The 24,115-nt window shown below is 70.4% G+C and carries 24 protein-coding genes and 1 pseudogene; 13 read left to right on the forward strand and 12 right to left on the reverse strand.

Translation table 11 applies throughout. The features are described 5' to 3' along the window. The 3 genes from ABZX85_RS38165 to ABZX85_RS38175 form a co-directional block, all read right to left on the reverse strand. A partial coding sequence (locus ABZX85_RS38165) for a hypothetical protein (protein WP_355879601.1) occupies nt 1–292 on the reverse strand: 292 nt, incomplete at its 3' end. Between the two features lie 82 nt (nt 293–374). Then, nucleotides 375–4,289 carry a DUF4157 domain-containing protein gene (locus ABZX85_RS38170; protein WP_355879604.1) on the reverse strand — a complete coding sequence of 1,305 codons (3,915 nt, stop codon included), beginning with the start codon at nt 4,287–4,289 and terminating at the stop codon, nt 375–377. Nucleotides 4,290–4,586: 297 nt separating this feature from the next. Continuing rightward, on the reverse strand, nt 4,587–4,880 hold the full coding sequence (locus ABZX85_RS38175) for a hypothetical protein (protein ID WP_355879607.1): 294 nt from the start codon (nt 4,878–4,880) through the stop codon (nt 4,587–4,589). 68 nt (nt 4,881–4,948) lie between these two features. Here ABZX85_RS38175 and ABZX85_RS38180 point away from each other — a divergent pair, with 68 nt between their 5' ends. Beyond that, entirely contained in the window at nt 4,949–5,341 is a 393-nt protein-coding gene (locus ABZX85_RS38180) for a DUF4188 domain-containing protein (protein ID WP_355879610.1), read from the forward strand. 276 nt (nt 5,342–5,617) lie between these two features. On the opposite strand, the gene ABZX85_RS38185 is transcribed toward ABZX85_RS38180, so the two are convergent. Beyond that, nucleotides 5,618–6,304 (reverse strand): hypothetical protein, encoded by a 687-nt coding sequence (locus tag ABZX85_RS38185; protein ID WP_355879613.1) that lies wholly within the window; start codon nt 6,302–6,304, stop codon nt 5,618–5,620. 125 nt (nt 6,305–6,429) lie between these two features. Continuing rightward, the gene (locus tag ABZX85_RS38190; RefSeq protein ID WP_355879616.1) at nt 6,430–8,121 is read right to left on the reverse strand and encodes an Ig-like domain repeat protein; all 1,692 of its coding nucleotides are present in this window, start codon (nt 8,119–8,121) and stop codon (nt 6,430–6,432) included. A gap of 429 nt (nt 8,122–8,550) precedes the next feature. Between ABZX85_RS38190 and ABZX85_RS38195 the strand changes: the two genes are divergently transcribed. Both ABZX85_RS38195 and ABZX85_RS38200 read left to right on the forward strand, forming a co-directional pair. Further along, nucleotides 8,551–9,204 carry a TetR family transcriptional regulator gene (locus ABZX85_RS38195; protein WP_355879619.1) on the forward strand — a complete coding sequence of 218 codons (654 nt, stop codon included), beginning with the start codon at nt 8,551–8,553 and terminating at the stop codon, nt 9,202–9,204. A 109-nt stretch (nt 9,205–9,313) separates the two neighbouring features. Next, entirely contained in the window at nt 9,314–10,048 is a 735-nt protein-coding gene (locus tag ABZX85_RS38200) for an NAD(P)-binding domain-containing protein (protein ID WP_355879621.1), read from the forward strand. Nucleotides 10,049–10,171: 123 nt separating this feature from the next. Here the strand turns inward: ABZX85_RS38200 and ABZX85_RS38205 are convergent, their stop codons facing one another. The 3 genes from ABZX85_RS38205 to ABZX85_RS38215 all read right to left on the reverse strand — a co-directional run bounded on the left by ABZX85_RS38205 (nt 10,172) and on the right by ABZX85_RS38215 (nt 14,077). Then, entirely contained in the window at nt 10,172–11,134 is a 963-nt protein-coding gene (locus tag ABZX85_RS38205) for a PDR/VanB family oxidoreductase (RefSeq protein ID WP_355879624.1), read from the reverse strand. A gap of 72 nt (nt 11,135–11,206) precedes the next feature. Continuing rightward, complete coding sequence (locus ABZX85_RS38210) at nt 11,207–12,556, reverse strand: SCP2 sterol-binding domain-containing protein (protein WP_355879627.1); 1,350 nt, start codon at nt 12,554–12,556, stop codon at nt 11,207–11,209. Nucleotides 12,557–13,198: 642 nt separating this feature from the next. After that, nucleotides 13,199–14,077, reverse strand: coding sequence for an alpha/beta hydrolase (locus ABZX85_RS38215; protein ID WP_355879629.1), 879 nt, complete (start codon nt 14,075–14,077; stop codon nt 13,199–13,201). A gap of 190 nt (nt 14,078–14,267) precedes the next feature. Here ABZX85_RS38215 and ABZX85_RS38220 point away from each other — a divergent pair, with 190 nt between their 5' ends. The 3 genes from ABZX85_RS38220 (at nt 14,268) to ABZX85_RS38230 (ending at nt 17,762) form a co-directional block, all read left to right on the forward strand. Next, nucleotides 14,268–15,767, forward strand: coding sequence for an MFS transporter (locus tag ABZX85_RS38220; protein ID WP_355879632.1), 1,500 nt, complete (start codon nt 14,268–14,270; stop codon nt 15,765–15,767). 199 nt (nt 15,768–15,966) lie between these two features. After that, nucleotides 15,967–16,536 (forward strand): TetR/AcrR family transcriptional regulator, encoded by a 570-nt coding sequence (locus tag ABZX85_RS38225; RefSeq protein WP_355879635.1) that lies wholly within the window; start codon nt 15,967–15,969, stop codon nt 16,534–16,536. A gap of 161 nt (nt 16,537–16,697) precedes the next feature. Then, nucleotides 16,698–17,762, forward strand: coding sequence for a 4Fe-4S binding protein (locus ABZX85_RS38230; RefSeq protein ID WP_355879638.1), 1,065 nt, complete (start codon nt 16,698–16,700; stop codon nt 17,760–17,762). A gap of 213 nt (nt 17,763–17,975) precedes the next feature. On the opposite strand, the gene ABZX85_RS38235 is transcribed toward ABZX85_RS38230, so the two are convergent. Together ABZX85_RS38235 and ABZX85_RS38240 are read right to left on the reverse strand one after the other, a co-directional pair. Then, nucleotides 17,976–18,413 (reverse strand): LLM class flavin-dependent oxidoreductase, encoded by a 438-nt coding sequence (locus ABZX85_RS38235; RefSeq protein ID WP_355879641.1) that lies wholly within the window; start codon nt 18,411–18,413, stop codon nt 17,976–17,978. Nucleotides 18,414–18,552: 139 nt separating this feature from the next. Then, nucleotides 18,553–18,771: a hypothetical protein gene (locus ABZX85_RS38240; protein ID WP_355879644.1), complete on the reverse strand. Its 219-nt coding sequence runs from the start codon at nt 18,769–18,771 to the stop codon at nt 18,553–18,555. Between the two features lie 88 nt (nt 18,772–18,859). Between ABZX85_RS38240 and ABZX85_RS38245 the strand changes: the two genes are divergently transcribed. From ABZX85_RS38245 to ABZX85_RS38255, 3 genes are all read left to right on the forward strand, one after another. Further along, on the forward strand, nt 18,860–19,198 hold the full coding sequence (locus ABZX85_RS38245; protein ID WP_355879647.1) for a DUF6479 family protein: 339 nt from the start codon (nt 18,860–18,862) through the stop codon (nt 19,196–19,198). A gap of 43 nt (nt 19,199–19,241) precedes the next feature. Then, on the forward strand, nt 19,242–19,412 hold the full coding sequence (locus ABZX85_RS38250) for a hydrophobic protein (protein WP_355879650.1): 171 nt from the start codon (nt 19,242–19,244) through the stop codon (nt 19,410–19,412). A 159-nt stretch (nt 19,413–19,571) separates the two neighbouring features. After that, entirely contained in the window at nt 19,572–20,144 is a 573-nt protein-coding gene (locus ABZX85_RS38255) for a hemerythrin domain-containing protein (protein WP_355879653.1), read from the forward strand. A gap of 126 nt (nt 20,145–20,270) precedes the next feature. Here the strand turns inward: ABZX85_RS38255 and ABZX85_RS38260 are convergent, their stop codons facing one another. After that, complete coding sequence (locus tag ABZX85_RS38260) at nt 20,271–20,597, reverse strand: plasmid stabilization protein (protein WP_355879656.1); 327 nt, start codon at nt 20,595–20,597, stop codon at nt 20,271–20,273. A gap of 154 nt (nt 20,598–20,751) precedes the next feature. On the opposite strand from ABZX85_RS38260, the gene ABZX85_RS38265 reads away from it, so the two are divergent. Together ABZX85_RS38265 and ABZX85_RS38270 are read left to right on the forward strand one after the other, a co-directional pair. Continuing rightward, complete coding sequence (locus ABZX85_RS38265) at nt 20,752–22,221, forward strand: aminotransferase class I/II-fold pyridoxal phosphate-dependent enzyme (protein WP_355879659.1); 1,470 nt, start codon at nt 20,752–20,754, stop codon at nt 22,219–22,221. Further along, nucleotides 22,218–22,727 carry a DUF6328 family protein gene (locus tag ABZX85_RS38270; RefSeq protein ID WP_355879662.1) on the forward strand — a complete coding sequence of 170 codons (510 nt, stop codon included), beginning with the start codon at nt 22,218–22,220 and terminating at the stop codon, nt 22,725–22,727. The genes ABZX85_RS38265 and ABZX85_RS38270 overlap by 4 nt, the downstream gene beginning before the upstream one ends. A gap of 582 nt (nt 22,728–23,309) precedes the next feature. Here the strand turns inward: ABZX85_RS38270 and ABZX85_RS38275 are convergent. After that, entirely contained in the window at nt 23,310–23,516 is a 207-nt protein-coding gene (locus ABZX85_RS38275) for a hypothetical protein (protein ID WP_355879783.1), read from the reverse strand. On the opposite strand from ABZX85_RS38275, the pseudogene ABZX85_RS38280 reads away from it, so the two are divergent. Together ABZX85_RS38280 and ABZX85_RS38285 are read left to right on the forward strand one after the other, a co-directional pair. Next, nucleotides 23,448–23,630, forward strand: a pseudogene (locus ABZX85_RS38280) (cytochrome P450); the annotation flags it as partial. The gene ABZX85_RS38275 and the pseudogene ABZX85_RS38280 sit on opposite strands and share 69 nt — an antisense overlap. 175 nt (nt 23,631–23,805) lie before the next feature. Continuing rightward, nucleotides 23,806–23,985, forward strand: coding sequence for a hypothetical protein (locus ABZX85_RS38285; RefSeq protein WP_355879786.1), 180 nt, complete (start codon nt 23,806–23,808; stop codon nt 23,983–23,985). Nucleotides 23,986–24,115: the final 130 nt, after the last annotated feature.

The raw sequence follows: 24,115 nt of genomic DNA on the forward strand, positions 1-24,115 counted from the left end.
TGAAGCTCTTCGGAAGCGTGGGGAACCGGTCCGCCAGCTTCCTGGCGGTGCCGGCGGCCCAGTCGGTGTGACGGACCTCCTTGCCTCTGACGAACCCCTGCTCGCCGTCGGGCAGGGCGTAGGCGGCGGTGATTCCGGGGCCTTCGTCGCAGTCGTCCTCGGTGGCCGCCGACGCGCCGGGCGCGTAGACCGTTCCGGTGCTCAACGCGATCGTGGCCGCGCCGCCGACCGCGGCGGCCCTGCCGAGCATCTGCCTGCGGCTCAGCGCGAACCGGTCGTCCGACTTCTTCATGTCTGTCTCCTCGTAGGGCGGTTTCTGTTGCCGCGGAATCGCGGACACCGGTGACGGCGGGCTGTCGCCCCGCTCCAGATGCTCACGGCGTCGCGGTGATGAGGACCTCAAGGTTGCCGTCGGGGCTCAGGGCCATGGCGACGGACTCCGCACCGGACGGGGCTCCGTCGTAGCCCGCCTCCCACCCGTGCCAACCGCCGTCCCTGTCCTGCCAGTCGTGGAACAGGGTGCCGCCGCTCCCGACGGCGAAGACCTCAAGATGGCCGCCCGCACCCAGCTGCGCGGTGACGGACTCGACTCCGGGCGGGGCCTGATCGAAGCCGGCCTCCCACCCGTGCCAACCACCGTTCTGGTCCTGCCAGTTGTGGAACAGGGTGCCGCCGTTCCCGACGGCGAAGACCTCCAGGTTGCCGCCGGCGCCCAACTGCGCGGTGACCGACTGCACTATGGGCGGGGCTCCGTCGTAGCCCGCCTCCCACCCGTGCCAACCACCCTTCTGGTCCTGCCAGTTGTGGTACAGGATGCCGCCCTCCCCCACGGCGAAGACCTCCAGGTTGCCGCCGGCGCCCAACTGCGCGGTCACCGACTGCACTCCGGGCGGGGCGTCGAAGACCCCCCACCCGTGCCAGCCGCCGCCCTTGTCCTGCCAGTCGTGGTACAGCTCGCCGTCGTCCCCGACGGCGAAGACCTCCAGGTTGCCGCCGGCGCCCAGCTGCGCGGTGACCGACAGCAGTCCGGACGGGGCTCCGTCGAAGTTCGCCCTCCACAAGTGCCAGGAGCCCCGCCGGTCCTCGTAGGTGTGGTGGAGGATGCCTTTGTCGTCGAGCACGAAGACCTGGAGATTGCCGTCGGCGCCCGTCTGCGCGGTGACCGACTGCACTCGGGGCGGGGCTCCGCCGAGCATCTCCCACCCCTGCCAGCCGACGTGGGGAAACCGATAGTTGCGGTACACGGTGCCACCGTCCGCGATCGCGAAGACCTCCAGGTCCGCGACAGGACCCAGGTGAGCGGTGACCGACCGCACCGCGGACGGGGCTCCGTCGAATTTCGTGTCCCACCCGTGCCAGCCGCCGCCCTTGTCCTGCCAGTTGTGACACAGGGTGCCGTCCAGCTCCGCGTTGTTCACCAGCAGCTTGGAGGCATAGCCGTGGACACCCGCGTACAGGTTCCAGCCGTCGGCGACAACGGCGGTGTCGTAGTCGCCGCCCGTACTGACGGGAAGAGTCAGGAGCAGACTGTTCAGGACCTGCCCCGAGCCCGGATCGAGTTCGTAGGTGTGGCCGTTGGAACCCGCGAACACCCTTCCCGCGCCGACGGTCACGCTCACCGGGTCGAAGGCTCCGATGCCGCCGACTCCCACGTTCCACAGCGGTTGCTTCCAGGCGCCGTCGAGGCCGATCCCGTAGACGTAGCCGTGAACGCCCGCGTAGAGGTTGGTGCCGTCCGTGGCCAGTCTGGTGGTGTAGTCACCCAGGCCGATCTGGTCGGCCACCAGCAAGTCGTGGACGATCTTCCCCGAGGGCGGGTCGATCTGGTACACGTAGCCGTTCGAGCCGGCGAACACCTTGCCGCCGGCGGCGAGGACATCGACCCGGGGCGTGCCCAGTCCACCGACGCCCGCAGCCCACAGCGGCTGCTTCCAGGAGCCGTCGATCCTGACTCCGTAGACATGACCGTGAACGCCGACGTAGAGGTTGGTGCCGTCCGTGGCCAGCCTGGTGGTGTAGTCACCCAGACCGAACTGGTCGGCCACCAGCAGGCTGTGCACGATCTCCCCCGAGAACGGGTCGATCTGGTACACGTAGCCGTTCGACCCGGCGAACACCTTCCCGCCGGCGGCGAGGACATCGACCGGGGGCGTACCCAGTCCACCGACGCCGGCAGCCCACGCCGGTTTCCCCCAGGCGCCGTTGAGGCTAATGCCGTAGACGTGGCCGTGGACGCCCGCGTAGACGTAGTTCGCGTCGGTGGCCAGTCTGGTGGTGTAGTCGCCCACCCCGATCTGGTCGGTCACCAGCAGGCTGTGCACGATCTTCCCCGAGATCCGGTCGACCTGGTGGACGTAGCCGTTCGAGCCGGCGAAGACCTTCCCTCCGGCGACGGTGATCTGGACCGGGGGAAGCGACGTACTGGAGCTGGGGAGGCGCCGGTTCCAGACGCCGGCGAAGTCCTGGTCGCGCGAGACGACCCCGAGCCGCGGGCTGGCGAGTCCTACCAGCAGCTCCTTGAGCCTGGGCACGAACTTGTCGAACAGCCCCATGCAGGACGACTCCTGGCCCGTGTTCCAGGACTTCAGATCGCTCATGTTCTTCGGATCGGCGCCCGCCCGGGTCGGGAACCGGTCACGGATGAGCTTGACCGCGATGCCGGTCTCCCCCTCGGCGAGGATCTCGCGCAGGGCCTGCTGCGAGAGCTGGGTCGCCTTGCTGGTGGCCTCGACGCCGGCCGAGCCGTTCGCGCCGGTCAGGAGGGTGTCGTCGCCCCAGACCGCGTAGGGCTGCGGCTCGATGACCGAACTCACGTAGACGGACGTGGAGTTGTAGTGGTCGTGCAGCATGCCCGAACCGAGCTGGGCAGCCGCCCCGGTGAGGAAGGTCAGATAGTTCTGGTACGTCCGGCCGAGGCCGAGGTCCTTGTCCGCGACGAGGCCGCTGCCCAGGACACGGCGGACGAGGGTGGCCGCCTCCTGGGCCGTCTGCGGGTCGTTCGACGGCCCGTACCCCGAGTCGTAGAGGCTGAGATCCGCCAGACCGGGCTGCCGCTTCGCCGTCATGTTCTTGATCCGGTCCCAGTCCGCGATCGGCAGCAGGTTCTTCGTGGCCGCCCACTCGATGAACCACTGCATGACGAGGGTCTTGTTGATCAGGTGGCCCGCGGCGAACGAGTCCTGGAGGAAGTGGTCGGCGTAGCCGTTGTACATCCGCGCCTGCCGCGCCAGTTCGGGATCTTTCTTGTTCAGGTACGAGCGCTGGGCCAGGTCCCTCGCGACCATGTGGAACGTCTGCCAGCGGAACCAGGAGTAGGGCGCGAAGTGGCAGGCGTTGCGGGCCAGCAGCCCCTGGTAGTGGTCCTCCCCGAGGAAGCCCAGACCGGAGGTCCACGCGTTGAGGGACGCCGTCTCGACGATGTCGTTCACCAGGCCGAGCTTCCACGGCGACGCGGCGGCGTGCGCGAACTCGTCGTTGGGTGTCTTGCCCGTCCGGATGCCGGTGAGGTGGTTGAACCCTTCCTGGCGGATGCACTGGAGGACTCCGAGGAGGGTCTCCTTGGGCACCGTGGCGAACGCGCCGGCGTCGGCGAGGTAGTCGGGCAGCGCGTTGAGCTCGCCGTAGGTGACGAGCAGCCCGTCGCCGGGTCCGATACGGAGGGTCTCGATGCCCAGTTTCAGGTCGTCGATCTCCTTCGCCGTCACCGACTCCGGGTCCTTGCGCCACAGTTCCTGGAGCCTGATCTGGGCGTCGAGGATGCTGTTGCGGTCGGGGGCGTTGGTGGAGATCGCGACGAGGTTCTTGGTCGGGGCGTCGCCGAGGATGCGGTGTTCGAAGGAGACGTGCCGCTGGACCGTCGCGGAGCGGCCGGGCGGCACGACCACCGGGTCTCCCTCGCGGGTCCGCCCCCGGACAACGGCGTCGGCCCAGCGGTCGGCCTCCCGCTCCCAGGGGTCGCCGGGCGCGCTGACGGTCCATCTTCCGTGTCTGGTGCCGCCGACCTCGCCGCGGGCCTGCTGGACGAGGTGAGCGGCTTCGTGGGCCAGCAGCCGGAACCCGGACGGGGAGTGCGGTCGGTAGGCCCCTCGCCGGAAGAACACGTGTGATCCGCTCGCGAACGCCTCGGCACCCAGGCCGCGGGCGAGGCGGTCGGCGGCCGGCCCGGTGTGGATGCGCATGGCGGACAGATCGGCGCGCAGGCCGTGCTCCAGGCGGCGCAGGAGCTCCGGGGGCGGGCTCTGTCCGCCGTCCGTCGTGGCATGAAGCGTGTCCGTGGTCCGTTTGGTCACTGAACCTCCCGTGGATGAACGTTCTCGAACGTGCTGCCGGAGCAGGACGATCGGCTGAGGCCGGACCAGGTGCACGAAGACACTGAAGGAGTGCGTGCGCGGCGCCGGCTGAGGTCCTTCGCGGACGGCGCCTCCTCTGCACTCGGCCGAGGAGGCGTGGCCGCTTGACCGTGTACAGCAGAACATCGGGGCGGACAGGGCCACCAGGAAGAAGTACGGGACGGACTACCGGAAGATCTGCGCGGGCCGGGGCGGCGTCGACACCGAGAGCGGCGGGGCCGGGCCGGTGTCCCTGCGTCACACCCCGGCGGAACGGGCCTCCGCCAAATCGACCCACGCGACGGTCTCGGGCAGTGAGGACAAAGCTGGCCCAGACGGTGGAGAGATGCCCGCGCCGCCGAGCGCGCCGAGGCAGTTGGCGAGGTCGAGGGCGGCCAGGTCGAGGGTGCCCATGAGGGTCGGGGCGTCCGGCGCGAACGCGGTCAGCCGGACCTGGATGGTGGGGACGGCGAACATCATGGTCGCGCCGACACCGAACAGGCAGGGCAGCAGGACCATCAGGTGGTCGCCGAGGTGGTTGCCGGCCGCCATGCCGACACCGAGGAGGGCGAGCGCGACCGGGATGAGCGAGGCGTCCCGCAGGGCACCCCAGTTCGCCCGTGAGGGAGCCGCCGCGCAGGTCGTCGGTGCGCGGCAGCCAGGCGACGAGGGCGGCTCCGGTGAGCAGGCCGACGACGACGCCCGTACAGGGCGCGCCAGTCGGCGTGCTGGCCGACGAAGGTGGAGAAGGGCAGCACTGGTCCGACAAGGAACGGCTCCTCGCCTACGCCCACCAGCGGAACACAGAACACCGCCCCGCCTTCAACCGCTGGGCTCGCGCCGGCAAGGGCCATGTCGGCATCTGGCACGAGACGTTCATCGTCCCGGCCGGCTCCTACGAATCGGTGTACGTCGACATGCCCGCCTACGGCCTCGCCGCCGCGACCGGCGTCATCCCGGTCGGTCGACGGGATGACACGGCGGCCCAGCGTCTGAGCTCCGCGGAGAAGTAGGGGTCTGTTGGACTTCTACGGGGGGCGCTCGCACGGGATCGCCGTGTAGGAGAGGAGTGCTCGACGGCGGGACGCACACCGCTCGCCCCCTGGGTAGATCGGGGCAGTGCAGGCCCGTCGCCCTACCCCCCGAGCCTCACGAACGCACGGTGCGCCCGGTCCCGTCGGTTCGCCCCGACGGGTCGGCCGGGTGGGCTGCGCCGCCGCCAGGCTCCTCGCGATCGGAGCGCGCTCAGCGACCCGCCTGGACTGCCCCGTGACCCGGCTTGCCGAGGTTCAATGACCGTCTGCTCGGATCGGCTTCTCCGTGAAGCGCAGCCACGCGCTGAGCGCCGCCTGTAGTTCGATCACCGCTCGCCGGTCGAGGGTCGCCCCCGTCCTGCCGACATGGAGCCGCACCTCCTCCCCCGTGACGGTCCAGCCGACCGGCAGTCCGTGTGGCGCGCTGATGGAGGAGCCGTGTTCGAGAGCGCGGAGCATGGCTTCGACGCGGGGCGGCAACGGTTGGGGACGGGGAGCCGACGAGACGTTCGCGGGCCGGGTGGGCAGGCCGAGCGCGGTGCGGAACGCGCCGATGGCGGTGTCGAGCGGTTGCGGTGTGTTCGGGGCGGCTCCGGTGAACGCCTCGAACAACTCGTGATGGGGCACCTTCGAAAGGGGCGGCCTCTCCTCCACGTCGAGGCGTACGACGGCCGGCGGGATGAGGGTCCGGGAGTAGCCCTTCTTCAGATAACCGGCGTGATACTTACGGAGATCGACGATGGGGCGGGTCAGCGGGTGCTCCCGTGCTGCAAGGAGGACTCGGCTGTCCAGTGCGCGTGACGGCTGCGGCTTGGACAGCCTCGGCGGCTTCCCGTACATGCCGTAGCCGCGGTGCAGAACCCCGGACTCGGTCACCAAGACCGTGACCTGCCAGCTGGTCGTGTCATTGCCCAGCCGAAATCCCACGACCAGCGTCGTCACCCGCCCGGCCTCCCTCCCCTACGCCGCCACGCTAGCGAGCGCGGCCTCCCCGTGGAGCCGATTACCGCCGATTCCCCCGAAACCGGCGTCCCGACGGCCCACGTGACCGGCCCCGGTCGGGCGGCTCAGCGCTTGCCGGCCTTGACCGAGGTCGTGGCCTGCATCGGTTCGGTGCGTGCGTCGCCGCCGAAGACCGCGGTGAACGTCGTGTTCTTGGTGACCTTGTAGGTGATGACGAGCTTGCCGTCGCGGTTGACCACGGCAGTCCGCACCAGCTTCTTCGCGCCGCCCGCCGGTTGCGCGTACACCGAGACCTTGCGCTCCTTCCAGGTCTTGCCGAGCTTGGCGGTCACGGTGGCGTTCTTCCCCGTTTTGACGGTCTTGGCGTTCCCGGCCAGGGTCAGCGTCGTCCTGTTGCGCGGGACCACGACCGCGGCGGTGGCGGTCACGGGGGCGTGGGTGGCGTCGCCGGGGTAGCGGAGGGTGTAGGTGACCTTGCCGCCCGCTTGCGGGGTGTCCTCGATCGTGAACACGCGGTCGCGCGACAGCCACACCGTACGGGTGCCGAGCGGCTTGCCCTTGGGCGAGGCGAGGTCGGCCCGGGTCACCTCGATCGGCACGGAGCCGGGAAGGTCGGGCCGGACGAAGCCGAACGTGCCGGTCAGGGTCAGTTTCCTGTCCAGCGGGGCCTTCGCGGGGGCGCTGACGCTCAGTTTGGTGACCGCCTTGGCGGCGTCGTCGATCGTCCGCAGAACGAGGTTCTTCCCGCTCGCGCCGTCGCTGGTGAGGATGAACAGCCTGCTGCTGTCGGGCGCCCAGGCGAGGCCGTGCGGCTGTACGGAGTTGTAGAGGCCGGTGCTGACGAACCGGGTCGCCCAGCTGTCTCCCGGCCGGTAGACGTAGGTGTCCACGCCCTTGCCGTACCGGACCCCCACGGCCAGCGCGCCGTTCGCCGCGTACTCGACGGCGTTGGGCTCGCCCTGGATCGGCAGGGTCCTGACGCTCTTGCCACCGGAGAGGTCGGCGGCGAAGTTCATCACGAAGTCCTCGACGCCGTCCGCGGTGACGATCTCCCTCCCGTCCGGGGAGACGGCCAGGTCCTCCTGGCCGGCAAGCGTCTCGGGCATGATCTCCTTGCGGTAGGCGCGCTGCTGCGCCGTGCCGGAGGAGACGTCGTAGACGGCGATCTCCTCCGGGGAACGGTCCTTGTTCCCCGCGACGAGGACTCCCCCGCCGCCGCCCGGGGCGGTGGTCAGCTGGGGCGCCGACTCCCAGGGCACCCCGCCCGACTGGTCCAGCGTGACGGCCGGCCCGGTGCCGGAGAGGTCCAGGGAGCCGATGTTGCCGCCGCCCCGCGCGTACGCGCCGTAGCCGAACCAGAGTTTGCCGCCGGCGAGGGCCAGGTCCAGCGGGGCGGTGTCCGCGCCGGTGGCGTAGCGGGCGGTCTCCTTGAGCGTGACCGTGTCGACGGCGGAGATCGCGTCGGCGTCGGGCAGGGCGACGTACAGCGTGGAGGAGTCCTCGCTCAGCACCATTCCGGCACTGCCCGCCTCGCCGGTGATCCGGCCCGCGGTCTTGCCCGTGTAGTCGGCGACGACCACGGAGTCGGTCTTCGGGTCGCTGATGAAGACGCGGCGATGAACACCGTCCACCACCATCTCGCCCCTCGGCCAGTCCGCCGAGATCGGCAGAGTCGCCTGGCTGTCCGCGGCGGCGGCCTGAGCACCGGCCCCGGTGAGGCAGGCGCACCCCAGCAGGACGGCTACCGTCGATGTCGCCGTGGCGGCGGTCCGAGAAGTGGCATGACGAACACGCAAAGTGTTGCCCCCCGTTCACAAATACGCCCGGCCGGTTCCGCACCGGCCGGGCTCAGTCGATGACAAGGTTATGTCACGCCTTCCGTGTCCACGTCACCTCAGATAACGAGCCCGCCGGCACCGGGCAGGTTCACCTACCGGTGTGGAGCGGCCGACGCCGGTGCCGAGCGGGACGGTGTGGTGCTGGTCGGTGTCTTGCCGCTGGTGCGCGGGCTGACGGACCGGCGGTGACCGCGCACGCGCGTGCCGTCGGAGCGGCAATAGGGGTCGGCGTAGGTCGTCGGGCCCATGGGGGCCGGGCGGGACTGCGGGGTGGGGCGTCGGGACGCCGAAGAGCCTCGCCCCGGAGGAGCTGCCCGCGAACCAGCGAGTGAGACGTCACCTCCATCTGAGATTGAGTCTCACTTCGAGTCTGTGTACGATCGGGGCATGGCCAAGTCATCGGGCACGTCATCCACCGCCACCACGAAGCCCGCCCCTCCCGGGCGTTCCTCGTTGCGGGAGCGGACGCGTGCCGCAATGCGGGCCGAGGTCAGTGAGGTCGCCTTCCGGCTCTTCGCGGAGCAGGGCTTCGAGAACACGACCGTGGAGCAGATCGCCGCGGAGGCGGGCCTGTCGCGGGCCACGTTCTTCCGGTACTTCGGGACGAAGGAAGAGGTCGTCCTCGGACGGATCGTCGAGTTCGGCCGGGAGATCGCCGCCGCCCTCGCCGCCCGCCCGGGGAACGAGGGGCCGTGGGAGGCGCTGCGTCGGGCCTTCGACGTGGTCACCCGTCCGGAGACCGGCGATCCGGGTCCGTCGGTGGAGACGATGCGACTGCTCAGCGACGCGTGCGCGCTGATGACCCGGCAGTGGGAGAAGACGCAGGGCTGGCAGAGCATGCTGGCACCAGAGATCTCCCGTCGGCTCGGCGGCCCGAACCCCACCACGGACCTGCGCGCCCACGCGCTCGTGGCGGCGGCGATCTCCTGTCTGGACGCGGCCACCGACGCCTGGACCGCGAGCGGCGGCACGGCCGACCTGTCCGCGCTCGCGGATCAGGCGATGGGCGTACTGCGCGAGCCGGGCGACATCACCGGATAGCCGAGCGACCGCACCACCACCCCTGCAACCGGTGAGGCCGGGCGCCCCCTGGCCTCACCGTCACATCGTGCTGCCCTCAGGGCCAGCACACCCCCAGAGAGGACAAATCATGAAAATCACCGTTATAGGTGCGGGTGCGATCGGTGGAAACCTCGCTCTCAAGCTCAGCGGCGCCGGCCACGACGTCCAGGTCGCGGACGCCCGGGGCCCCGAGTCCGTCCCGGCCCACGTGCTGGAGTCCGGGGCCCGTGCCGTGGCCCTCGACGCGGCCGTCCAGGACAGGGACGTCATCATCCTGTCCATCCCCTTCGACCGGGTCCCGGAGCTGGCCGGGCTGTTCACGTCCGTCCCCGAGGAGACCGTGGTCATCGATACCTCGAACTACTACCCCCACCTCAACGGGCGGATCGAGGAGGTCGAGAACGGCCAGGTCGAGAGCGTCCGCAACGCCGAACGGCTCGGGCGCCCCGTGGTCAAGGCGTGGAACGCCGCCCTGGCCGAGACACAGCGCTCCAAGGGCCTACCGGCCGGAACTCCGGGCCGTATCGCGATCCCGGTCGCGGCCGACTCCGACGGGGCCCGCCGGGTGGCGATGCGCCTCGTGGACGACACCGGCTTCGACCCGTACGACGCCGGCGTGCTCGCCGACTCCTGGCGTCAGCAGCCCATGGGCCCCGCCTACTGCACCGAACTCACCCTCGACGAACTCGGCCCCGCCCTGGCCGCGGCCGGCCGGCACAAGGACGCCCTCGTCCGCGACAGCATGCCCGAACGCTTCGCCGCCCTCGGTGACACCTTCACCCACGAGGACGTCGTCGAGATGAACCGCGCCGCCCACCGCTGACACGGAAGCCGCCACCACTCCGACGTGAGCGCGCTCGACGATCGCCGCGTACGGGTCATGAACCGGACAGCGCCCCGGTGCGCGTTTCTGCACCGGGGCTCCAGGCACGCTCGCGGGAACGGATCAGAGGTCGAGGACCAGTCGGTCGCCCTTGGCCCGGGAGACGCAGATCATCATCGTGTCGCCCGCGGCGCGTTCCTCGTCGTCGAGGACCGAGTCGCGGTGGTCGATCTCCCCGGACAGCACTCTCGTCTCGCAGGTTCCGCAGATGCCCTCCTCACACGAGGTCATCACCGAGACGCCGGCTTCGGCGACGGCCTCCAGGATGGACATGTCCTCGGTGACTTTCAATGTCCCGCCGCTACGGGCGAGTTCGACCTCGAAGGCGGTGAACGGCCCGGCGGCGGCGTCCGTCTTCGGGGCGAAGCGCTCCAGGTGCAGGGAGCCGGTGGGCCAGTTCGCGCAGCCGGTCTCGACCGCGGCGAGCAGCGGTTCCGGACCGCAGGTGTAGACGGCTGTCTCCCGGTGCGGTGTGCCGAGCAGGGCTGCCAGGTCCAGGAGCCCGTACTCGTCCTGAGGCCGCAGGCTCACCCGGTCTCCGTACGTCCGCCGCAGCGTCTCGGCGAACGCCATCGAGGAGCGGGTACGGCCGCCGTAGACAAGGCGCCAGTCGGCGCGGGCCGCGTCGACGGCCGCGATCATGGGCAGGATCGGGGTGATGCCGATGCCGCCCGCGATGAACAGGTAGCTCTCGGCTCTCACGAGCGGGAAGTGGTTGCGTGGTCCGCGGACGCGCACCCTCTCGCCTTCGCCGAGGACGTCGTGCACGTGACTCGATCCGCCCCGGCTCTCCGGTTCGCGCAGCACGGCGACCTGGAGGCGGGACCGGTCCGCCGGGTCCCCGCACAGCGAGTACTGCCGGACGAGGTCGGCCCGCAGGACGAGGTCGAGGTGCGCGCCGGGCGCCCATTCCGGCAGGGGCCGGCCTTCCGGGTCGCGGAGGGTCAGCAGGACGACGCCGTCGGCGATCGCCTCTTTGCGTTCGAGTACGAGGTCGAGGTCGACCTCGGTGCCGGGAGTGCTCATGACCGAACCTTCTTCATGTGGGGGTGTTCCGCTTCTCTTCGCGGTCGATTTCGTGGTCGATTTCGTGGTCGATCAGGACGGGAAGCAGCGGCCGAAGTCCCGCAACAGCCGGGGAGAGCCATGCAATTTGATCTGGCGCCGCGCCAACGCCCACGCGAGCACGGTCGGTTTGGTGAGGAAGCGGAGCCAAGTGGCCGTGTCGGCGGTGACCTTGAGATCCGGGTCTCCGTGATGGCCGTCGGTGACACCGAGTTCGCGGTCGCGGATGGTCACGGTGATCTGGCGGGACTCGTCGCCGGTGAAGGTGAAGTGGTAGGTGGCGGACATGTCCTTGGCCTGTTCACGCTGGAAGATCAGCGGCATGCCCTCCACGAGGCCGTCGATGCTGTTCGCGCGCAGGCTCATCGCCACGTGCTTCGTCCGCTTGTTCGGGAACTGTTTCGCCACGTGCTGCTCGGCGTCGGAACCCGGAACGACGTAGACGGTCTCTTCCTTGTCCATCAGGGGGCGCACCACCTGGGTCAGGTGTGACCTGCGGTTCTCCAGCCAGGGTCCGATGACGTCCTCGCCGGCCGGGCACACCGACATGCAGTAGGCCGCTTTGTAGTTCGCGCCGAAGGACAGGCTCTGCCACATGGACGCGCTCTCGCTGTCGCTCACGCGCGAGCGGTAGTCCTGGGCGTCGCGGCTCTCGGCGACCTGTTCGGCCCAGTCGCCGAATCCCCCCATGAACTCACGGTAGTTGTGCGTATAGCAGGCGGAGAAGTTGAAGTGGCCGTCGGAGGCGATCGCGCCGGTCGGGCAGGCCGTCACGCACAACTTGCATTCCAGGCAGGGGTTGTAGTCGAGGGGCCGACCGTACTCGCTGGCCTCGGCGTCGACGAGGATGGTGCCCAGCAGGACGAAGTTGCCGAACTTCGGGTGGATGACGTTGCGGTGGATTCCCATCTTGCCGAGCCCGGCCGCCACGGCGACCGGCTTGTGCCCGACGACCCAGGTCTTCCGGGGGAACTTGTCCATCTCCATCGGGAAACCCATCGCGGGGTTGATGGCGCGCACGCCCGCCGCCTCCAACTCCCCCACCACGAGCCGCCCGACCTCGTTCGTGTGGTCGCCGGTGTGGTGGAACTCCAGGTTGGCCACCGAGCGGGCCGGAGTGCGGACGTTCTCCCGGTTCATCCGGGTCACGAAGCTGATCAGCGTACGGACACCCGGCAACGCGGCTTCCAGGTCGGCCCGTTGGTCGGCGATGTCCGGCCTGCCGATCTCGACGAGACCGACGTCGTCCGCACCCGCGTCGAGCACCAACTGCCGCAGCCAGGCAGCGTCCAGCGGCTCGGCGGGCCGGGTGACACCGCGATCGTGCCGCTGGCGGACCTTCACGACGGTGGGATGGTCACCGAGCCTGTTCTTTCCGGCCATCAGACATCGTCTCCTGTTCTCTGACGTGGTGTGAGATAGGTGGTGAGCACTTGTGTGACCGCGTCCCGCACCCCGGATCGGGGTCGATGCCGTGGCTGGTTCGCGGTGGTCGGGGGCCGCGGCCCGGCGGACCGTGTCGGACCGCGCCGCCTCGTAAGGGGCTTCTCCGTGTACCGGTGGTGGCGCCGGACGGCTCAGCGGCTCAGTGGGGTCGCCAGGTCCTGGATGCGCGGGTGGTTCTCCAGTTGATCGGTGGTGCCGCGGTGTCCGCCGCCGATCAGCCGGGTCAGCAGGGGGTTCTCGACGGACATGGCTCCGGCATCCGTCCGGTGATCCCGTGGGCCCGCCGCTGCGGCGACCACTCCATGACGAGCCCGCCGAGCCACGCACGCCGTGCCTCCGGCAGCGCGGTCATCCTCTCCAGCGTCATGAACGACTGTTCGCACTCGGAGATCCCGACGAACGCCTCGATGTCACCCTGCGCGCACCGCCGCGAAGGGGTCAGGCGTCGGCGTTGATATCAACCGGCGTTCTTGGAAGGGGTCGAGGCGTACGGCGGATGTACACCGACCGCCGACGGTGCTCCTGCCGTACGCGGGCGCCCGAAGCCGACGCCCGTCCCGCGTTCCGGCGGCCGAACGGTCACGCCTCCCTGTTCAGCAGGTCGGCCACCACATCGGGCCTCTCCAGGGCGATGAAGTGGCCCGCGTCCGGCACCTGTACGAAGTCGGCGGCGGGCAGCAGCCTCTTGTTGGCTTCCCGGTCCGAGGGCCGGGACCAGTCCTTCTCCCCGTAGACGAGGTGGACGGGGGCCTTGACCTCGGGGTAGCGGGAGCGGGCCGCGATGAGGCTGGGGAGGCTCTGGTACACCGCTCGGGCAACGGTTGGGTAGCCGGGACGTCCGCCCACTCGCAGAAGTTCGTCCACGTAGTCCTCCCGCAGGGCACTCTTGTCGCTCAGCCCGCCCCGCAGAATCCTGCGCAGGGCCGGCTTGGGCTCCACGGTGGCGACCGTCGGACCCACGCCCGGAGCGAGAACGGCGCCGACCACCACCCGGGCGAGAAGGCTGGACCGGGCGATTCCGCCGGGGAAGTCGTACGCGTTCACCGCGACGACGCGCCGCACCCGCTCCGGCATGTCGGCCGCGGCGGTCAGAGCGAGCACCGCGCCCATGGACTCCCCGACCAACGTCACGTCGTGCAGGTCCAGTTCGGTCAGGAGCCGTTCGACGCCCGCGCGCATGGAGGGCTCGTCGTACGACGCGCCGGGCACGATCTCGGAGTAGCCCATCCCGGGCAGGTCGAGGGCGTACACGGTGTACCGGTCGGAGATCAGCGGGATGAGCGAACGGAAGTGCTCGGCCTGTGTGCGCACGGTGTGCAGCAGGACCACGGGAGCGCCGGTGCCGGCTCTGAGGTAGCGCAGCGTCCCTTCGCGGTGATGGCGTCCCGCGCGCGGGGCGATCGTGTGGCTGGTGGTCCCGGGAATGCGGATCGTGGGACGGGTCTCGTGCTGGGGCATCTCGCTGACTCCTTGTGTGCGCCGGTGACCTTCAGCCACCGTAAACCGATCGGTTTCCTCGCGCAAGGCCGAGGGTGGGGTCGCCATCCGTTCACTTGCGCTAAGGAAACCGATCTGTTTCTCTATGTGGAAACAGATCGGTTTCCGACCGGCGGTCGGCCCGTGTCCAGCACAGTTACTAAGGGGAAAAGTGAGTACCACCTTCGACCGCGGGGCGCCCGCCTCCGGGAAGACAGACTCGGGCCGCCGCGGCTCTCATGCCATGCGCTGGTGGGTGCTCGTCGTGCTGGGCACGGCGCAGCTGATGGTGACGCTCGACGCGACCGTCGTGAACATCGCACTGCCCGAGGCGCAGCACGCCCTCGGCTTCAGCGACGGCAGCCGGCAGTGGGTCATCACGGGCTACGCCCTGGCGTTCGGCAGCCTGCTGCTGCTCGGGGGCCGCCTCGGTGACCTGTTCGGCCGGCGTACGACCTTCGTGACCGGCCTGGTCGGTTTCGCGGCGGCGTCCGTCGTCGGCGGCGCGGCCACCAGCTTCGAGATACTCGTCGCGGCCCGCGTGGCCCAGGGCCTGTTCGCCGCACTCCTCGCGCCCGCGGCGCTCTCGCTGCTCAGCGTGACGTTCACCGACCCGGCCGAGCGGCCGAAGGCGTTCGGCATCTTCAGCGCGCTGTCCGGTGCGGGCGCCGCGGTCGGACTGCTGCTCGGCGGCATGCTGACCGAGTGGGCGTCGTGGCGCTGGGTGATGTACGTGAACGTCGTCTTCGCGGGCGTCGCGCTGGTCGGCGCCCTGCTGTTGCTGGCCAAGCCCGTGGTCACCGAACGGCCCAGGATCGACGTTCCCGGCACGGTCGTGGTGAGCGCCGCACTGTTCGGCATCGTCTACGGGTTCGCGCACGTCGAGTCCACCAGCTGGACCGACCCGGTCGCCCTCGGCTCCATGATCGTCGGCGTGGTGCTGCTCGCGGTGTTCGTCCGGCTGGAGCTCAGGGTCGCGCATCCGCTGCTGCCGCTGCGCGTCGTGCTGGACCGGACCCGGGGCGGTTCGTTCCTGGCCGTGTTCGTCCTGGGGATGGGGATGTTCTCGATCTTCCTGTTCCTGACCTACTACCTGGAGGCCAGCATCGGCTACTCGCCGATCGAGGCCGGGCTGTCCTTCCTGCCGATGGTCGCGGGCATCGTCGCCTCGTCGACCACGGTGCCTTCGCTGCTGCTGCCCAGGGTCGGCCCGAAGGTCGTGGTCAGCGCCGGTTTCCTGGTCTCCGCGTCCGGCATGGCCCTGCTGACCCGGCTCACGCTGGACAGCACCTACGCCGCCCACATCATGCCGGGCATGATCCTGCTGGGCCTCGGTATCGGCGCGGTGATGACCACCTCGTTCCAGGGTGCGACCGCGGGCGTGCACCACGAGGACGCGGGCGTCGCCTCGGCGCTGATCAACACCAGCCAGCAGGTGGGTGGTTCGATCAGTACGGCGCTGCTGACGACCGTCGCCTCGTCGGCCGCGACCGACTACCTGTCCTCGCACAAGCCCGGCGCGCTGACCATGGCCCAGGCCGGGGTCGAGAGCTACACGGCCACTCTGGCGTGGGGGGCCGGGATCTTCGTGGTCGGTGCGGTGCTCGCGGCGTTCCTGATGCCGAATACGGCTCTGGCGCCGTCGGAGGGCGAGCCGGTCATCGCTCACTGAGCGCGAGTCGGCCGGACGCGCGGTTGATCGCACCGCAGCGGACCGCGAGAGACGCCCTGCCGCCCGCGACGGCCGATGCCCTCAAGGCACGGGCCGACGGGGAGGCGGGGCGTTTCTGTGACAATGGCCGCGTCCGGCACACGGGGACACCGTAAACCGATCGGTTTTCAATTGGCAGGAATCGAGTTAACCTCGCGATATGACCATCGAGACGAAGCCGAGCTCCAGGGAGCGACTGCTGGAGGCGGCAGCCACACTCACCTACCAGAACGGTGTCGGTATCGGCGTCGACGCGCTGTGCAAGGCGGCGGGGGTGTCGAAACGCTCCATGTACCAGTTGTTCGAGAGCAAGGACGAACTCCTGGCGGCGAGCCTGGAGGAGCGCGCCTCCGCCTACGTGACGACGCTCCTGCCCGAGGCGGACGACGGCCGTTCACCCCGTGAGCGAATCCTGCACGTCTTCGACCGGCTGGCGTCGGAGGCGGACGCGCCCGATTTCCAGGGCTGCCGGTTCCTGGTCGTGCAGATCGAACTCAAGAACCCGGGCCACCCGGCGAGCCAGGTGGCCTACCGGGTCAAGGCGAACCTGGCGTCCTTCTTCCGCGCCGAGGCCGAACAGGGCGGGGCGGGCGATCCGGATCTGCTCTCCCGGCAGCTGATCCTGGTCTTCGACGGCGCCAGCGCCCGTGCGGGAATCGGAGCCGACACGCTGACCGGGCTCATCACCCCCACGGTGACCACCCTGCTCGACGTGGCGGGCGTCCGCTGACGCGTCGCACCGACAAGCGGCCGAAGCGACGGCCGACCCTTGCGCAAGAAAACCGATCGGTTTACATTTATGGGAACTGATCGGTTTCTCGCCGTGAGGGCGAGCCTCGTACCTGCTGGGGGTACCGGATGACTGCCGTGCGCGGTTCCGAGGCGGAATCGGTGGAACCCAGGCTGCCGGCGAAGCTGGCCGCCCATCCGTCGGTACGGGCGCTGCTGGCCCGGCGCACGGCGGGTGACGACACCGGCCCGCCCGCGGTGATCGACGCGGCCTGGCTGCGGGAGCTGTGCCTCACGGCCGGCGCGGACGACGCGGCGGCCGTCAGCCTGGACCACCCCGACCTGGCCGGCGAGCGGGAACACGCGCTCGCCGCGCTGCCCGGTACGCGCACCCTGATCGCGATGGCGTTCCGGATGAACCGCGACAACTGCCGCTCCCCCGCCCGGAGCGTGGCCAACCAGGAGTTCCACCAGACCGACGAGCAGGCCAACCACACCGCGCGCGCCGTCACCCGGGCGCTCCAGGACGCGGGACACCGCGCGCTGAATCCGTCGGCCGCCTTCCCCCAGGAGATGGACCGCTTCCCCGGCCGGATCTGGGTCGTGGCGCACAAGACGGTCGCGGTGGCGGCCGGTCTCGGGGTGATGGGGCTGCACCGCAATGTCATCCACCCGAAGTTCGGCAGCTTCGTGCTCCTGGCGACCGTCCTGGTGGACGCGGAGGTCAGCGCGTACGGGCAGGCGCTGGACTACAACCCCTGCATCGACTGCAAGCTGTGCGTCGCCGCCTGCCCGGTCGGCGCGATCGACAAGGACGGCGCGTTCGACGGACTGGCCTGCGCCACCCACAACTACCGTGAGTTCATGAGCGGGTTCACCGACTGGGTCCAGACCGTGGCCGACAGCGAGGACGCCGCCGACTACCGCTCCCGGGTCACCGACTCCGAGAGCGCCTCCATGTGGCAGAGCCTCTCCTCACCGCCCGGCTACAAATCCGGCTACTGCCTCGCCGTCTGCCCCGCCGGCGAGGACGTCCTCGGCCCCTACCTGGACGACCGCAAGAACTTCATGGACACCGTCCTGCGCCCCCTCCAGAACAAGACCGAGACCCTGTACGTCCTGCCCGGCTCCCACGCCCAGGAATACGCCCGCCGCCGCTTCCCACACAAGCCGGTGAAGGAGGTCACCGGCGGCTGGCAGCCTCCGGCACGACGCCCCTCGCCCTGACACCGGGCGCCGTCACCCGACGCCGTCAAGGGGTGTAGGTGACAGGGGTGCTCAGCGGGCCGGTTCCGTGTGGCAGCCGTCGATCGCGAGCGAGAAGCCGTCGCAGGCGCCCGCTTCGAACCATTCCTGCATGTGGCCGGCCACATCGACGGCCGTGCCGGCCACGACCGGGTGGTAGTCGATGACCCCGTGCGCGATGACGTCCCGCAGGGTCTAGCCTCCGCGGGCCACCGCGAGCGCACGCGCGGAGCGCCGGTCGTGCGGGCTGGGTACGGCGTCGGCGAGTTCCCGCGCGGTGAGCGGCTCGTCGAGCCGCGCGGGATCGAGCGGCAGGCCGATCATGTCGCCGAGGTACCGCACGCGCTGCCTCAGGTCGACGGACTCGTCCAGCAGGCGCCGCCGGTCCAGGGCGGCCCGGCGGGAGGAGGCGACGGTGGGCATGAAACCGGCGAACATCTTCACCTCGTCCGGGTCACGCCCGGCACGCCCGGCGGCCTCACGCAGCGCGTTGCGCCGGCTCTGGCCGTCTTCGAGGGTGTGGGGGTTCGCGTACACGCCGTCGGCGTAGCGGGCCGCGAGTTCGAGCCCGTACGCGCCGCCACCCGCCTGGAAGACGACCGGCTGTCCCTGCTCGGACGGCGGGATCGGCAACGGTCCCCGGGAGGCGACGTGACGGGCCCTGGAGGTTGACGGGCTGGATCTTGCCCATGTCGGCGAACCGCCCGCCGGGGACGTCCAGGAGCCGAGCCGTACGCCGGCGTGCGACTGGATCGTCCGCAGCGCCTCCCCCTCAAGGTGCGACGCGTACCACGGCGGTGGTGAACGCCGGCGGTTCGGCGGCGCCCTGCTTCAGGGACATCTCGGTGGCTTGCCGACCGTCCGGGACGACCTGTTCCGACAGGCGGGGCCGCCATTTCGCCGTGTGCACCGGCAGCGGGACGCCGTACCGCATGTCCGCCGCCATCAGACGGACCGGGTTCGATCCCGTGTCCACCACACTCGCTTTCATGGCCCGTCGGGTACCCGATGTGACGCCGATGACACGAAGCGGATCTGCGCTGTGGTATCCGGCGCTCAGGGACGGGTACCCGGCGCGGATGGACAAGACATTTGGACCGTCGGTAGCCGCTCAGATGACGGGCGGGCCCGCCATCGTCGTCGTCTGCGGTCTGCTGGTCACGGCCGTTCTTGTGTGGTCGGTGTGGTTCGGGATCAGGGTGCGGCGGGCGGAGTCCGCGCCGCCCCGGCCCGAGGAGCAGCCCTCGCTGCCCGCGTCGGGGCCGGTCCGGGAGGAGCGGCAGCAGCGCGAGCCGAACGAGGTGCCGCGCGCCGTTCACCCGCGTGACCGGCTCACCCCCTACCAGATCGGCAACTCCCCGGACCGTCCGCGCCGCGACGACACGGATGACGGGCCGGACTCCCCGCCGCATGCATGACATCCACCCTTCAGGACACCCGTAGTCACAGGAGGTTCACATCATGGTTCCCATTCTTCTGGCCCTGCTCCTGGCGCTCGTCCTGTTCGGCGCCGGATTCGCCGTCAAGGTCCTCTGGTGGATCGCTCTCGTGGTCCTCGCGGTCTGGCTGCTGGGCTTCCTCTTCCGCGGCACCTCGGCGGCCGGAGGACGAAGCCGCTGGTATCGCTGGTGACAGGACACGAACCCCCGGGAGGTTCCCGCCTGCCCAGGGAAGAGCGGCCCGGAGACCTGATCCAGGTCTCCGGGCCGCAGTCCGTTCCGCGCCGTTTGTCTCCCTGCGAAGGGGTACCCGGCCAGGACACCATCCGACTGCTCGAGGAGGAACCCGGTCATGGGCCACGGCGGAGACGTCATCGCGGAACTGACCACCGACCACCGCGAGGTGGAGGAACTGTTCGGCAGGATCGAGGGCCTGCCGCCGGGAGAGGAGATGCGCCGGAAGTACGCCGACCAGGCCGTCATCGAGCTGATACGGCACTCGGTCGCCGAGGAGATGTACCTCTACCCGGCCGTCCGCCACCTCCTGCCCGACGGCGACGGCATCGCGGACCAGGAGATCGCGGACCACGCGCGAGCCGAGCGCACGATGAAGCAACTGGAAGGAGTCGCAGCCGGCGAACCGGACTTCGATCGCCTGATCGCCGAGCTGATGGCCGAGATCCGCGCCCACATCCAGGACGAGGAGAACCGGCTCTTCCCCAGCCTGCGAACCTCCGCGTCGGAGGACGAGCTGAGGAAGCTCGGCGACCAGGTGCGGCATGCCAAGTCGACGGCTCCGACCCGACCCCACCCGGCAGCCCCCGACTCTCCGCCCTCGAACAAGCTGCTGGCTCCCGGCATCGGTCTGGTGGACCGTGTCAGGGACGCGCTGACCGGTCGCGGGCGCGACGGCTCGGCGGGATGAGAGCGTGACGCGGGACCGGCGGTGACCCCGTCCTGTCCGTCCTGCGGCGAAGACACGCCCCTGTGCCGACGGCTTCGCGCCGTCGGCACAGGGGCGTTCCGTCCGGTCCCGACGCAGGCGCCGAGCTCAGCGGCCCAACGCGCGCGCCAACTGGGCCTTGTTCATCCTGGATCGGCCCTTGACGCCGCGTTTCCTGGCCTCCTCGTAGAGCTGGTCACGGGTCGGTCCCCGAGCTCCGCTGTGGGAGCGCCGTCCACCGCGCTCGGACGACGACAGCGGGTCCCGCAGGGACTGCCGGGACGGGTTCTCGGCCTCTCCGGACCTCGCCCGCTCCTTGTTCACCGTCCGCGCGGCGATCTCCTTGGCGCGCTTCGGTGACTCCCCGCGCTTCTCGGCGGACTCCCGGATGTGCTCGTACTGGCGTTCCCTCTTCGGACTCGATCCTCTGGGCACCGCCGTCCTCCTCTCGACAGACACGGACACGCCGTCCGTGCCGGGAATGCTCACGGGTATCCACAGCGCGGTCCGCCACACCCGCACGTGTACCGGCCTCGCGAACGGGTACCCGCCGCACCTCTTTCCCATCCCCCGAGACAGGCCGATCACCATGGACCACTCGCAGGCCCCCGTCCTCGACGCCCTGGCGGCGCGTCACTCTCAGGGCGTGCTGTCGTTCACTCCTCCCGGACACCGGCAGGGCCGGGGAGCCGACCCTCGGGTGCGTGCCGTGCTGGGCGATGACGTCTTCCGCTCCGACGTCCTCGCGACCGGCGGGCTGGACGACCGTGCCGGCTCAGGGCGGGTCTTGGAGCGTGCGCAGGAGCTGATGGCGGACGCGGTCGGCGCGCAGCACACCTTCTTCTCCACCTGCGGCAGCTCCTTGTCGGTGAAGGCCGCGATGCTCGCTGTGGCGGGGCCGCACGAGGAACTGCTGATCGGCCGGGACGCGCACAAGTCGGTGGTGTCGGGTCTGGTCCTCGCGGGAATCCGGCCGGTCTGGGTGGACCCGCGCTGGGACGGAACCCGGCATCTCGCCCACCCGCCGGACACCGCCGCCTTCGAGGCCGCGTTCGCCGCACATCCCGACGCACGCGGCGCGCTGGTGACCTCGCCGACCCCGTACGGCGCCTGCGCCGATCTCGCCAAGATCGCCGAGATCTGCCACCGGCGCGGTGTGCCGCTGATCGTCGACGAGGCATGGGGCGCGCACCTCCCCTTCCACCCCAGCCTGCCCACCTGGGCGATGGACGCCGGAGCGGACGTCTGCGTCACCTCCGTCCACAAGGCGGGGTCCGGTCTCGAACAGGGTTCCGTCTTCCACCTGCAAGGCACCCTCCTCGACCCGCGCACCCTCGCCAACCGCGCCGACCTGCTCGGCACGACCAGCCCCTCGGTCCTCGTACACGCCGCGCTCGACGGCTGGCGCCGCCAGATGGTCCAGCACGGCAAGGAGCTGTACGACGGCGCGCTGGCCGTGGCCGGGCGTCTGCGCGAGCGGATCGGCCGGACGCCGGGCCTGCGGGTGGAGGGACGGGACGACTTCTGCGGTCGTGGAGGCGCGGCAGACCTCGATCCGCTCCAGGTCGTCACCGACCTCACCGGACTCGGGGTCAGCGGCTACCGGACGGCCGACTGGCTGCGCGCCCGCCACCACATCGACGTCCACCTCGCCGACCACCGCCGGATCAGCGCCCAGCTCACACATGCCGACACCGCCGCCACCACGGACGCTCTCGCCTCGGCGCTCGCCGAGCTGGCGCACGACGTGCATCGCCGCCTCGACCCGACACCTCCGATCAGGCTCCCCACCCCGGCCGGACTGCGGCTGGAGCAGGCGCTCCTGCCGCGCGACGCGTTCTTCGGGCCGACCGAGGACGTCCCCGTCGCCGAAGCCAAGGGACGGATCGCGGCCGAGATGCTCACCCCCTACCCTCCCGGCATTCCGGCGGCGCTTCCCGGTGAACGTCTCGGTACCGCCGTCCTGGACTACCTCCGCACCGGCGTCGCGGCCGGCATGGTCGTCCCCGACGCCGCCGATCCGCACCTGCGGACCGTGCGGGTGGCCGCTCTCCCATGAGGACCGAGCCCGGAGCGGGCGACCACGGTCCCCGCCAGGGCCGGCGCGAATCGCAGGAGGAACGCGCCGACCGGCGCTGGAGCGACCTCCTCCAGGAAGTACGGGTGGCGCTGACCGGCGTCCAAGTGCTTTTCGGGTTCCTGCTGACCGTGGCGTTCCAGCAGCGGTTCCCGCAGTTGCCGGTCATGGACAGGAACCTCTACCTGGTGACGATCGGGCTCGCGGGTGCCTGTATCGCCTGTCTGATCGGCCCCGTCGCCCTCCATCGGATGCTGACGGGACGCAAGGTCAAACCGCAGACCGTGGACTGGGCCGCGCGACTCACCGTGGCCGGGCTGGCCCTCCTGCTGTGCACGATGGGGTCGACGTTCCTGCTCGTCATGCATGTCGTCCTCGGCGACACCATCGCCGTCTGGCTGACCGTCCCCGTGGTCGTCTGGTTCCTGTTGTGCTGGCTGCTGCTGCCGCTGTGGGTGCGCAGAGACGGCGACGATCGCGACGCATGATCCGCAACGGCCGTGGAACCGGGTCCGCCATGAGGACGACCGAGCGACACCGGCACCGCCGCCGCCACGGCGACCCGGACGCGGTCCCCGTACGCCTGCTGGGACGCGCCGGCCTCGCCCTGCACAGCCCGGAAGCGGTCCGCTTCTTCTACGACGAACACCACGTCCGGCGCGACGGCGCGCTGCCCGGCCCCGTGCTGGGGACCCTGTCTGGACCGGATCGCCGTCCTGACCCGGCACGCGGCGAACGCCTGGGACTCGACTGTCCAGGAGTGGTCACGGTCCGGACAGGTGGTGCTGTTCGACGAGACGGCGCTGCTGCTGACCCGCGCGGTACACGAGTGGGCGGGTTTCCCGCTCCACGCCGACTTGGAACGGGAGACGGCCGGGGACTTTATCGCGATGGTGGACGGCTTCGCCACAGTGGGTTCGCGCCATCTTCGCGCACGGCGGGCACGCCGGCGGCAGGAGGAGCGGTTGGCCGCGTGGATCGAGGAGATCCGCCGCAGCACACCCCGCGGACGTGCCACCGTCGTCGACGGCGTCGCCGCGTGCCTCGGTGCCGGCGGCGAACCGCTCCCCTCACACACGGCGGCAGTGGAGCTTCTGAACTTCCTGCGGCCGACCGTCGCCGTCACCTGGTGCCTCGTCTTCGCCGCGCACGCGCTGCACCGCTGGCCGCTCCACCGCGAGCAGGTCGCCGCCGCCGACGCGTACACGATGGCGTTCGTGCAGGAGGTACGCCGCTTCTACCCGTTCACGCCGTTCGTCGGCGGACTCTCCGCGCACGACATCTCCTGGCGGGAACACCGGGTCTCCGAAGGCGGCCTGGTCCTACTCGACGTGTACGGGCAGCTCCACGACCCCGCCCTGTGGCCACGGCCCTACGATTTCGCCCCCACCCGGTTCACTGGCTCCGAGGCCGGAACCCGGCTGGAGCAACTGATCCCGCAGGGCGGCGGAGACCCCGCGTACGGTCACCGCTGTCCCGGCGAGGACGTCACCCTCGCCCTCGGTTACGTCATGGAGAACGTGACGGCTCCTCCGGTCCACATCCCGAGCGAGGAGGAACCACCGCATGAGGGCCGAACCCGGCAACCACTACGTCGAGCGCGGAGGCCGCCACCAGATGGACTGGCAGCGCGACGCCGCCTGCGCGGACGCCGCCGATCCCGGCCTGTCCTTCCCTGCCACCCTCACCGGGCCAGGCGCACACGGCCTGCCACCGGGGTATGGGGTGGACTGGCCGGACGCCTGACCGGCGAGAACGACGGAGGTGGCGAGGTGGGTACCCGGGTTTACCCAGGAGCACCACGGGCATCAGAACTACAGCTTCGGATGAGAGGCTTCGCACGGCGCCACCGCCGCCCGGCAGGGCGAGGCGACCC

The organism is Streptomyces sp. NPDC004539 (assembly GCF_040610055.1).
In the GTDB taxonomy this organism is placed as follows: Bacteria; Actinomycetota; Actinomycetes; order Streptomycetales; family Streptomycetaceae; genus Streptomyces.